Source organism: Idiomarina sp. A28L, assembly GCF_000218785.1.
Lineage (GTDB): Bacteria > Pseudomonadota > Gammaproteobacteria > Enterobacterales > Alteromonadaceae > Aliidiomarina.
In genome coordinates this window covers 45750-57521 of record NZ_AFPO01000013.1, presented here as the reverse complement: position 1 = coordinate 57521, position 11772 = coordinate 45750, and the positions used below count along the sequence as shown (strand labels likewise).

The 11772-nt window shown below is 44.9% G+C and carries 11 protein-coding genes; 7 read left to right on the top strand and 4 right to left on the bottom strand.

Annotated features, from left to right (window positions below; genetic code table 11):
- Positions 1–24: 24 nt before the first annotated feature.
- From A28LD_RS06180 to A28LD_RS06170, 3 genes are all read right to left on the bottom strand, one after another.
- Complete coding sequence (locus A28LD_RS06180; RefSeq protein ID WP_007420216.1) at positions 25–1185, bottom strand: iron-containing alcohol dehydrogenase; 1161 nt, start codon at positions 1183–1185, stop codon at positions 25–27.
- 90 nt (positions 1186–1275) lie between these two features.
- Positions 1276–1728: a GNAT family N-acetyltransferase gene (locus tag A28LD_RS06175; RefSeq protein WP_007420215.1), complete on the bottom strand. Its 453-nt coding sequence runs from the start codon at positions 1726–1728 to the stop codon at positions 1276–1278.
- A gap of 9 nt (positions 1729–1737) precedes the next feature.
- Positions 1738–3201: a RimK family protein gene (locus A28LD_RS06170; RefSeq protein WP_007420214.1), complete on the bottom strand. Its 1464-nt coding sequence runs from the start codon at positions 3199–3201 to the stop codon at positions 1738–1740.
- A gap of 98 nt (positions 3202–3299) precedes the next feature.
- Here A28LD_RS06170 and hemH point away from each other — a divergent pair, with 98 nt between their 5' ends.
- From hemH to A28LD_RS06155, 3 genes are read left to right on the top strand one after another with little or no spacing between them, the layout of a single operon-like run.
- The gene (gene hemH, locus A28LD_RS06165) at positions 3300–4385 is read left to right on the top strand and encodes a ferrochelatase (RefSeq protein WP_007420213.1); all 1086 of its coding nucleotides are present in this window, start codon (positions 3300–3302) and stop codon (positions 4383–4385) included.
- A gap of 37 nt (positions 4386–4422) precedes the next feature.
- The gene (locus A28LD_RS06160) at positions 4423–4947 is read left to right on the top strand and encodes a TIGR03546 family protein (protein ID WP_007420212.1); all 525 of its coding nucleotides are present in this window, start codon (positions 4423–4425) and stop codon (positions 4945–4947) included.
- The gene (locus A28LD_RS06155) at positions 4944–6716 is read left to right on the top strand and encodes a TIGR03545 family protein (protein WP_007420211.1); all 1773 of its coding nucleotides are present in this window, start codon (positions 4944–4946) and stop codon (positions 6714–6716) included. The genes A28LD_RS06160 and A28LD_RS06155 overlap by 4 nt, the downstream gene beginning before the upstream one ends.
- Before the next feature lie 42 nt (positions 6717–6758).
- Here the strand turns inward: A28LD_RS06155 and A28LD_RS06150 are convergent, their stop codons facing one another.
- Positions 6759–7367, bottom strand: a complete 609-nt coding sequence (locus A28LD_RS06150) for a trimeric intracellular cation channel family protein (protein WP_007420210.1) — start codon at positions 7365–7367, stop codon at positions 6759–6761.
- Positions 7368–7691: 324 nt separating this feature from the next.
- Between A28LD_RS06150 and yajC the strand changes: the two genes are divergently transcribed.
- The 4 genes from yajC (at position 7692) to yaaA (ending at position 11752) form a co-directional block, all read left to right on the top strand.
- Positions 7692–8024, top strand: coding sequence for a preprotein translocase subunit YajC (gene yajC, locus A28LD_RS06145; RefSeq protein ID WP_007420209.1), 333 nt, complete (start codon positions 7692–7694; stop codon positions 8022–8024).
- A 27-nt stretch (positions 8025–8051) separates the two neighbouring features.
- The gene (gene secD / locus A28LD_RS06140; protein WP_007420208.1) at positions 8052–9902 is read left to right on the top strand and encodes a protein translocase subunit SecD; all 1851 of its coding nucleotides are present in this window, start codon (positions 8052–8054) and stop codon (positions 9900–9902) included.
- A gap of 12 nt (positions 9903–9914) precedes the next feature.
- Positions 9915–10868, top strand: coding sequence for a protein translocase subunit SecF (gene secF, locus A28LD_RS06135; protein WP_007420207.1), 954 nt, complete (start codon positions 9915–9917; stop codon positions 10866–10868).
- Positions 10869–10975: 107 nt separating this feature from the next.
- Positions 10976–11752 (top strand): peroxide stress protein YaaA, encoded by a 777-nt coding sequence (gene yaaA, locus A28LD_RS06130; RefSeq protein WP_007420206.1) that lies wholly within the window; start codon positions 10976–10978, stop codon positions 11750–11752.
- Positions 11753–11772: the final 20 nt, after the last annotated feature.

Genomic DNA, 11772 nt, shown 5'->3' with positions numbered 1-11772 from the left:
TTTTTTCACTGGGTAAGTGCGAGCTTAACGAAGCGCAGCCTCTAGGATTTTTCGGCTCACCTCGGGCGTTACATCTTTGTTTTCGCCAAGCTTTACCATGCCATGCGATTCTAGTTGCTTGATGATGGTATCAATTACTGTAGGTTCCAAATCGTAATCTTCAATTCGGGTGCCAGCGCCTAAGTTGCGGAAAAACTCTTCCGTTTTAGCAATAGCCGCTTCAGCTTTTTCATCATCGCTACCTTCAGTAATGCCCCAAACACGCTCTGCATATTGGCTTAATTTTGCTAGCTTCTCTGCTTTGCGCACACGCAAGTTTGCCGGTAACACAACCGCCAAAGTTTGCGCATGATCTAAACCGTATAATGCAGTGAGCTCATGACCAATCATGTGAGTTGACCAATCTTGTGGAACACCTACGCCAATCAAGCCGTTCAGTGCCATGGTGGCGCACCACATAATGTTGGCACGAATTTCATAGTTTTCCGGTTGCGCTAACGCTTCTGGGCCAATATCAATCAACGTTTGCAAAATAGCTTCTGCTAAGCGATCTTGCAGGTGTGCACCTACTGGGTAAGTAAGATATTGCTCCATTACGTGAGTGAATGGGTCGATAACGCCATTTATCACCTGTCGGATAGGCAAAGTATAAGTAGTGGTTGGATCGAGCACCGAAAACTGTGGGAATACCAACGGGCTACCGAATGGCAGCTTTGCCTTATATTCAGCGCGAGTAACTACAGAGCCACTGTTCATTTCTGAGCCAGTAGCTGGGAGCGTTAAAACACTACCGAAGGCGATAGCTGATTCGATACCTTTGCCACCTTTGGTAAGGATTTCCCAGCGATCACCAGCAAAATTAGCTGCAGCAGCAATAAACTTCACGCCATCAACTACAGAACCACCACCAGCGGCCAGAATGAAATCAACTTTGTGTGCATTTACTTCATCGGCTGCGCGGCATAGCGTTTCAAACTCTGGGTTTGCTTCAATGCCAGAAAACTCACATACGATTCGGTTGCCAATAGCATCAATGATTTGCTGGTACACACCATTGTTTTTAATACTGCCGCCACCATAGGCCAGCATTACTCGGGCATTTTCCGGAATTTCGTTGCCGATATTAGCTATTTGCCCTTCACCAAAAAGAATTTTGGTTGGATTGTAAAAACTGAAGTTGTTCATCAGTACTCCGTTGCTGCAGATGAATTAGATTAACAGAATAGCGGATACGCTGGGGTTTGCGCAAATGATCACCCCAGCGTGTTCCTACCGTTATGCTGATAAGGTTAATTGCATTCGATAGCCATCGGTGCCATCGGAATAATATCCGAGCAGAACATCGATTACCTCGAAGCCTAACTGCCTGTAGAGCTCAATAGCACCTTTGTTCTCACATTTTACCTCAAGTGAAAACGCGGCAACCGAAGCGGCTTCGGCACTTTTGAATACTTCGGCCATAAGCGCTCTACCGAGGCCTTGCCCTCGAGCTTCGGGTGCTATTGCAATCGAGTAGATACGCCATTTTTGACTATTTTTTCGCGTTAGAATAATAGCGTAGCCGATAACCCTATTCTCAAATTCGGCACACCAAAGCAACGAACTACGCTGTTTCAATAGATGTGCAAAGGAACGGCGGCCAATTTGATCGTAACTAAAAGAACTATTTTCTAACGCTACTAATGCATCTAAATCCTTTGAAGTAGCGCGCCTAATACGAAAGCTCATATTTTTGCCTTAATCTTCAATACGGCGTAAGAAATCGTCCATAATTATTCGATATAGCTCATCACCTAAATACCCATCTTCAACACCACTATCGATAGAAGGGTTATCGTTGATTTCAATAATAACCGGGCCATTCGTGGTTTCTTTAATATCCACACCATACAAGCCATCGCCAACGAGGCGTGTAGCTTGTAAGGCAATTTTCACCACTTCTTTTGGTACTTGGTGAACACCGAAGTACTCGAAGCCGCCGCTTTTTCCGCGCGAAGTTTCGCTGCTGTGGTTGTAAATTTGCCAATGGTTGCGCGCCATCAAATATTTGCAGGCGTAAATTGCTCGGTTGTTAATAACACCAATTCGCCAATCGAAATCGGTAGGCAAAAACTCTTGCACTAACAAAATAGTAGAGGTTAAGAAGAGCTCTTCCGCTACTCGCTGAAACTCTTCATCATCGCGGGCTTTTTCAACGCCAATTGAAAATGAACCATCAGGAATTTTCAAAACTACCGGGTAACCGAAGCGTTCACCAATAGCTGCATAATCAATGTTATTTCCCATTACCAATAACTCGGTTCGCGGCTTTGGTATTTTGTTTTTTTCCAGCATTTCATTTAGAAATACCTTATTAGCACACCGCAAAATCGAATCTGGGTGATCAATTACCACCAAACCATTTGCTTCCGCCTTTTTGGCAAAATGATAGGTATAGTGGTTTATTCGCGTAGTTTCACGAATAAAAAGCGCATCAAATTCTAATAATCGGTTAAAATCAGCAGCAGTAATAAGCTCCGCATCAATATCATTTTCGCGGGCAGCACGAATAAATTTCTGCAGTGCTTTTTTATCACTGGTGGGAATACGTTCATTCGGGTCGTGAAGAATCGCCATATCATAACGATACTCTTTCCGGCTTCGCGCTTTACGCCAAACTCGCTTCGAGAAATATTCTAACGATTCGCCAAATAAGGTTTGTTCATCGTCACTCAGATCCGAAAGAGCCCTATTACGTATTGCATTGAGATGCCAACGGCCTTCGAAAGAAAATTCAACTTCCAGCAATGGGCACGGATAAGCCTCGAAAGTATGCCGAGCGAGATCTTCAAGCTCTGGATAGGCCGTGCGGCCAAAGCATAATAATAAGCGCACATGCTTTGTGTTTTCTGGTTGATGCTGAGCAACGAAACGATTCAATATTTTCGTATCATCACTTCGAAATAGTTGATAATGCGATAGATTCGCGAGATCGTTAATCGCAGAAACTGATGGCAAGGCGCGCTGGCTGCGAGCTTCAGCAAGCAGGCTTACGTAATACCCAGTGGATAAATAACTCAAATCACCACAGAGGTTGATAATGGGGCCACGGTGTTTACCGGCTTGCTGAATGTAATCAGCCGCACTGATGATAGATTGGCTTGGATGATAGGGCTGCCAATCTGCTATATCATCAATAATAATTAGGGGTGCATTGTGCATAGTGTACCTTGTACTGAGTTAACAAACGCCGCGTTTGTCGGGGCGATTTATCGCTGAAAACTGCGTTATTAGCAAGCGCTTTATAAGGAATATTTTAGATGAAATTTCAAGGCTCTAAGAACTTCAGCCATGGTCAGGTTCCAAAAATTGGCGTGCTACTTACTAATCTTGGCACACCAGATGCTGCAACGCCAAAAGCACTACGAAAATATTTAGCTGAATTCCTTTCCGATCCGCGTGTAGTAGAGGTTCCGCGCTTGCTCTGGAAAGTAATTTTACATGGCGTTATTTTACGCATTCGGCCGCGCCGTTCAGCAGAAGCGTACAGCACGGTTTGGACTGAGGAAGGTTCACCGTTGTTGTTTAACACGCAAGCACAAACCGATGGCGTGCGTGCTGAATTAGAAGAAATTTATGGTAACGATGTTGTTGTTGAATTTGGCATGCGTTACGGCAACCCTTCGATTCATAGCGCCATTGATAAGTTGCTAGAACAAGGGGTGCGTAAGTTAGTTGTGTTGCCGCTATACCCGCAATACTCGGCCTCAACTAGTGCCTCTACATTTGATGCTATCAGCCACGATTTTACGATTCGCCGTTGGCTCCCTGATCTACGCTTTATTAGCCATTACCATGATTATCCGGCTTATATTCAAGCCGTGGCCGATAAAATTCGTGCGCACTGGGATACTAATGGGCGAGCGGATAAGCTGGTATTTTCTTATCATGGGGTGCCGAAAAAATATCTTGATCGCGGCGACCCTTACCACTGCGAATGCCATAAAACCACGCGTTTAGTGGCAGAGAACCTAGGGCTGAATAAAAATGAATTCATGACCACCTTTCAATCTCGTTTTGGCCGTGAAGAGTGGTTGCAGCCCTATACCGATATGACCTTGAAAGCACTGCCTGAACAAGGAGTGAAATCACTGCAAGTGGTATGCCCGGGTTTCTCTTCCGATTGTTTGGAAACAATTGAAGAAATTGGTGAGGAAAACCGTGAATACTTCATGGAAAGCGGCGGTGAACGATTTGAGTATATTCCATGTTTAAATGCCGATGAGCAGCATATTCAGGCGCTCACTTCATTATTACAAGAGAACTTACACGGCTGGCATGCAGGCAATTCTGCAAAAAGTGCGCAAACAGCTGAGCTAGCCAAGGAACTGGGTGCTAAGCTATAACGTTAGTGGCGCAAAGCGTATCAAAAGGAGCACATGAATGATTACGTTATTAGCAAAGTTATTGAAGGCATTGAATGCGGAAACAAGCCCTTGGGCGCTTGCTTGGGCATTTGTGCTAGGAATGTTTCTCGGGCTCACGCCTTTATTTAGCTTGCACAATATACTGATTCTCTTTTTGGCGCTTTCGTTACGCATTAACCTTACTGGCTTTATTGTTGCGTTTATTATTTTCTCGGGTATCGCATATATAATCGACCCTCTATTTGATTATTTAGGCGAGAGTATTTTGCAAGCCGAGGCCTTGCAGGGCTTTTGGATTGGGTTATACGAAAACCCGCTGGCGCGTTTACTGCAATACAATCACACCATAACGATGGGTAGTGTGGTGTTCGCGCTATTGTTCGCAATACCTTGGTTATTTATTAGTTATTACCTCATCGTAGCTTATCGTGGTCGCGTGAAAGCTTGGTTCGAACGTTTGCGCTTTGTGCAAGTTATAAAGGGCACAAAGTTTTTCGTGGTGTACCAACGGATTAGCGGTTTACGAGGAGGCTCACTATGAAAAACATTATTCGCTGGCCGGGGTTGATTACCTTTGTAGTTGTGGTTGGTTTGTTAGCACTAACTATTCGTACATTCGCTGGCCCATTGGTGAAATCAGGCTTGGAGTATGGGTTAACCAGAGCAAACGGTGCGGAAGTTAATATTGCGCAACTACAAATTAACTGGCAACCATTTGCTGTGAGCATGGAAGAGATTCAATTTACCGACCCCGAACAACCGAAACAGAATCGGCTACAAGCAGATACTGCAGCTGCTGAATTGTATTTTTGGGATGCAGTAATTGGCCGAATTCATATCACTGATTTGCGCATGACAGGCATTGCTATGGGCGTTGCCCGCAAGCAACCGGGCAAAGTGCGCGCTGATTATATCGCTGAGCGTGAACTACGCGATTGGCGACAAACCTTTGCTGATTTAAACATCGATATTCCTTCGATAGATCAAATTTTACAACGCAGTGAAATACGCACGCCCATGCTGGTGGAAAGAGTACAAGAAAACTTTAAACAGCAGCGTACAGCAGTTGAAAGCGCTCGTGAAAACTTACCCGAAAGCGATACGCTTGATGAATATAAAGAGCGCTTGGAAGTAATTACGGAAACGCGACCACGTACGCTTGAAGAGTTGGCCCGGTTGCGAAGAGATTTAGAAGCATTACGCAGCGATATGCGAGCCGATCGTGATGCGGTTCGAGCATTTGTATCGGTTTCGGAGCAAGCGGTTGCCGTTATGCGTACCGATTTAACTGAACTCCGGGCAGCTCCAGGGCAAGATATTGCCCGCGTTCGCTCCTTGCTTACGTTAAACCCTGATAGTTTAACTGAAGTGAGTGGAATCTTGTTTGGCCCTGTTGTTGAACAATGGAGCCATTATGCGTTTATGGCATTTGATTTTATCGGGCCAATGTTAACCCGTTCTGAAGATGATGAAACTAAGCCAAGCCGTTGGGAAGGCCGTTACATTGATTTCGATCGCCAGCAGCGCCCAGTATTTTTAATTGAACAAGCGCTAACAGATATTCAGTTTGCTAACACGCATATTGGTGTTGAATGGCAAAATTTAACTTGGCAGCACGATCGTATCGGCGGAACGCCTTCAACATACTCGCTGGCCGCTTCCGCCTCGCAATATTGGCAATCACTAGCACTTGATGGGCGTTTTACGCTAAGTGATTTAGCTGGTTTTGCGGGTAGTCAAAGTTGGCAGGTGCAGGGTGTTAACTTAACAGAACAACGTTTATTTGCCCAAAATGACGTGGTTGCTCGTTTGCTCAGTGCGGTTTTGAATTCCCAGGGTGAGGTTGGGGTTGAAGCGGGCCAAATAAGTGGTAGTGGCCTAGTTCGCTTGCAAGATGTGGCCCTGCAAATGCAGGGTGATGCGCGTTGGGCTGAAATCTTAGGTGATGTGCTTGCAGGCATTACGGCGTTTGATTTAAATGTAGGTGTTTCCGGTAATATGCGCGCTCCTGGTCTGAGCATTCGCTCTGATCTTGACCGGCAACTTCAACGAGGTTTAACGGCGGCATTAACAGCGGAAGCCGATGCAAAACTTGGTGAGCTTCGCCGCGACCTCGAAGCGCGCGTGAGCGCAGCTACTGCCACTTGGGATCCGCGTTTGCAAGAGCTCTTGGGCACATTAGCCGGTGCTCGCGAACAAAATGCAACGTTAAATGATTTGTTCTCTGTTGAACCTGATGATTTAGAATTAGGCGATATCTTGAAAGATCGCTTGCGTGATTCGCTTCGAGGTAGACTAGGCGGTAACTAATTTTCAGAGTTTGAGAAGAGCGGCGCACAAGCGCCGCTTTTATTAACGGTGCTCTTTAAACACGGTAAGCGACCAATGGTAGCGAATAGCGCCGAACCGCAAAATGAGCGTGGTAAGCATGGCCGCAACCATGGCAATACTTTGATTGAAATCATAAAGCGCCACAAACACGATAGCCCCAGCAATACAGGTAGTGGCATAAAGTTCACTTTTCAGCACCATTGGAATATCGCGCGCCATTACATCACGTAACAGCCCGCCAAACACTGCTGTCATCGTACCAAGAATAATAGCAACCATTGGGCTAACGCCGGCTTGCAATGCCTTTTCAGTACCTAAAACCGTGAAGAACGCGATACCGAGCGCATCGGCAATTAATAACCTGTTTAGCGGAATATAAGCTTTGAAACGTAGCCAAATAATAGTGCCAAGTGCTGCGGCGCCAATCACAATAAAGTAGGTGGCATCGTGCAGCCAGAATACCGGAACATCGAGAATTAAATCTCGGGTAGTACCGCCACCAATGGCTGTTACTGATGCAAGTACAACTACACCAAAACCATCCATCTGTTTACGAAAAGCTAGCAGTGTGCCCGCAATTGCAAACACAGCCACTCCCATCAAATCTGCAATATAAAAGGATAATTCCATGTTGAGCGGGCTCCGAAAGCTGGCAATGTGGCGAAATTGAATGGCTAGAGTTTAGCAAAAGCTCAGTTCAGCGTATAACAATTCAATTAATTGTTTGGCAAAAGGTTGTTTTTACCCGAAAACGGCCACATATGAATAACATAGTTAATGTAAATCGTGGTTTTTCTGCGTTTGCATGCGATATCTAGCGCTATTGATACGATATCTGTGAGTTGCGAACGTTTCGCTTCTTTGCCTGTTCAGTTACAATACAGCGTTAATTTTGCCCTATAAATCAATAATACCGAGTTAAGGTATTGATTCTAAATATAAAGAGGAAGAGTTATGGATTTTCTAATTGCCAACGCTTATGCCCAAGAAGCTGGCCAACAAGGCGGCACATTCTCATTAGTAATCATGTTGCTATTGTTCGGTTTGATCTTTTATTTCTTAATCTATCGCCCACAAGCTAAACGTGTAAAAGAGCATAAATCATTGGTTACTTCGCTAGCGAAAACTGATGAAGTGCTTTTACAAGGCGGCTTAATCGGGAAAATCGTTAAAGTAGCTGAAGATAACGATTTCATGGTGATTGCCCTTACTGAAGGCGTTGAAGTTACTGTGCAGAAAAGTGCGGTTGCGGCAGTGTTGCCAAAAGGCACTATTAAAACACTTTAATCGATTCAATCTTGTAAGGACGGACTTGTGCTAAACAGATATCCGTTGTGGAAGAACCTGGTAATTTTGTTTGTGGTGCTATTCGCAGGCCTATACGCATTACCAAATATCTACGGTGAAGATTATGCCGTACAGATTTCTGCAACCCGAAGTGGCGAAGTAACCCTCGATACGCTCTCACAAGTAGAGCGTACCCTTGAGCGCGGCGGTATTCAGCCAATTGGTGTTGAGTATGAAGGCGGGCAAATTCTAGTACGCGTTGATTCGGACGATGATCAGCTAGCGGCACGAGAAATGCTCGTTTCAGAACTTGGCATCAATTATGTTGTGGCGTTAAATTTGGCGCCGGCAACACCTGATTGGTTAGCGGCTATTGGTGGTGAACCATTAAAGCTTGGCCTTGATTTAAGAGGCGGTGTTCATTTCTTAATGGAAGTGGACATGGAAGAAGCGTTAATGAAAATTCGCGATCAAATGGCTACGTCAGTGCGGGATCGATTACGCGATGAGCGTGTTCGTTATCGTCGGGTTGAAGAATCGGGTAATGATGTTGTTATTGAATTGCGTAATGCCGACGATTACCAAAGTGCAGTAACTTCGTTGCGGAATCAATACCAAGGCTATGATTTGCGAACTGATGCTTCGCAAAACACCATTACCTTGGAAATGACCGACCAGTTCTTACAAGATACTCGTGCCAATGCTATCGACCAAAACATAACCATTTTACGAAATCGGGTAGATGAACTTGGCGTGGCTGAGCCGGTAATTCAACGGCAGGGGCAAGATCGTATTGTAGTTGAATTGCCGGGCATTCAAGATACGGCTCGAGCCAAAGAAATTTTAGGCGCAACAGCTACGCTAGAATTCCGTTTCCAAGATACGCAAAATGATTTGCAAGATGCGATGGCTGGGCGAGTTCCGTTTGGCAGCCGCTTGTATGATATGCGTGGTGGTGGGCAGGTTCTGCTACAAAATCAGATTATTCTTACCGGTGATCATATTGTAGATGCAAGTGTAGGCTACGATGAAAGTAATCGTCCGCAAGTAAATATCTCGCTCGATTCCGCAGGTGGCCGTTTAATGACACAAGCTACCCGTGGCAATGTTGGCGAGCCCATGGCAACGGTATTCATTGAATTTATCGCCACAGGTGAAACAACTGACGAGGGCCGGATTGCGTTCGAGCGCGTTGAAGAAGTAGTGAGTGTAGCTACGATTCAAGCAGTGCTGGGTAGTAACTTCCGGATTACTGGTGTGGGCTCGGCGCAAGATGCGCAAAACCTTGCCTTGTTGCTTCGTGCGGGTGCACTAATCGCGCCTATTCAAATCGTTGAAGAGAGAACAGTAGGCCCAAGCCTTGGTGCCGAAAACGTGAAAGCGGGTTTAACGGCTATCGTTGCTGGCTTTATTCTAGTTCTCCTATTTATGGGTATTTATTACCGTAAATTCGGTTTAGTAGCGAATTTAGCACTCTTAACCAACTTGGTGATGATCGTTGGCATTATGTCGCTAGTTCCTGGCGCTACGCTAACCATGCCAGGTATGGCGGGTATTGTACTCACAGTTGGTATGGCTGTTGATGCGAACGTTATTATCTTCGAGAGGATACGCGAAGAATTGCTCGAAGGCCGAAGCCCGCAGCAAGCCATTGCGCGTGGTTACGAGAATGCGTTCTCAACTATCGCCGATGCGAACATTACAACGCTCATTACCGCGCTAATTCTGTTTGCAGTTGGTACAGGGTCAATCAAAGGTTTCGCAGTAACTCTTGCTATCGGTATCGTTACTTCGATGTTTACAGCAATCGCAGGTACTCGTGCAGTTATTAACTTAGTTTGGGGCCGCCAAAAACGCCTCACCAAGCTATCGATATAAGGGGAACGAATCATGTTTCAGATTACGAAAATTGATGAGAATAACCCCTTACGATTTATGTCCATTAATAAATGGACAACGATACTGAGTGTGGTGTTAATTTTATTATCGTTGGGTTCATTAGCGGTTAATAAACTCAACTGGGGCCTAGATTTCACCGGCGGTACGTTGGTTGAAGTAGGGTTTGAGCAGCCAGCTGATTTAGCTGAATTGCGAACTGTGCTAGAAGCAAACGAATTCGGTGATGCGGTAGTGCAAAACTACGGTACACAACGCGATGTATTAGTGCGTATTCCTCCACGTGAAGAAGCCGCATCGGATACTATCGGTAACGAATTGCTAACGGTGTTGCAACGCAACATCGAAGGTGGCATTGATGTTCGCCGCGTTGAATTTGTTGGCCCGCAAGTAGGTGAAGAACTTGCTGAAGCTGGCGGGTTGGCGATGCTCGTGGCGCTTATCTGTATCTTAGTATACGTATCGTTCCGCTTTGAGTGGCGCTTAGCACTCAGTGCGGTAGCCGGTTTGGCACAAGATGTTATTTTAATCTTGGGTGTATTCTCGCTCCTACAAATGCAGGTAGATTTAACCATCTTGGCTGCATTGCTGGCGGTGATAGGTTACTCCCTAAACGATAGTATTGTTGTTGCCGATAGGATTCGGGAAAACTTCCGAAAACTTCGCAAAAATACTCCGGAAGAAGTTATCGATATATCGTTAAGCCAAACTCTGAGCCGTACGTTAGTAACATCACTGACAACACTTTTAGTTTTGTTAGTACTCATGTTCTTCGGTGGCCAGATGATATTTGGTTTTGCCGTGGCTTTATCGATGGGTGTTATCGTAGGTACTTATTCATCCGTATTTACTCGCAGTACGTTAGTATTAGCTATGGGTATTTCACGCGACGATTTAATGCCGCCAGAAGTTGAGAAAGAAGGTGAGGAGCAAGATAACTATCTATAGTTGATGCTCCTAGCCTAGATAAAGCCCTCAATGCCCAAGGTGTTGGGGGTTTTTTGCTTTTTCCTGTGGTAACCTTTAGCCATAATATGTAACGAGGTATGAGAGTTATGTTATTTGTAGTTTCCCCAGCTAAAAATTTAGATTACGAAACACCAGCGCCAATTGATAACTTTAGTCAGCCAGAGATGCTCGAAGATGCAGCAGCTTTGGTGGATGTTTGCAAAACCTTATCACCCCAAGAATTAGGTTCTTTGATGAGTATCAGCGATAAGCTAGCAGGCTTAAATGCTGCTAGATTCACTGAATGGGCAACGCCATTTACTCAAGATAACGCAAAGCAAGCGGCATTTGCATTCAATGGTGATGTATACACTGGCCTCGACGCTGCATCGTTATCGAATGAAGACTGGGAGTATGGCCAACAGCATATGCGAATTCTCTCAGGCCTCTATGGCGTGTTAAAACCTCTAGATTTAATGCAGCCTTACCGCTTGGAAATGGGTACGAAACTGAATAACCCACGTGGAAAAGATTTATACAGTTTCTGGGGTGAACGTATCACCGACAAATTGAATGAGGCTATTGCACAAACTGATTCCGATGTATTGATTAATTTGGCATCGAATGAATACTTTAAATGTGTGGTTAGCAAAAAACTGAAAGCGAAAGTGATTACCCCAGTATTTAAAGATACAAAAAATGGCAAATTAAAGGTAATCAGCTTCTATGCTAAGAAAGCTCGTGGTTTAATGGCTCGTTATATTATCGAGAAGAAGCCGAACTCTTTAGCAGATTTGCGGTCATTCTCAGAGGCAGGGTATTACTTTGATGAAGCGATGTATTCGGATAAAGAGCTTGTTTTCCGTAGAGATGAATTATCTTAAGCATATTGGCATTCGTTCAG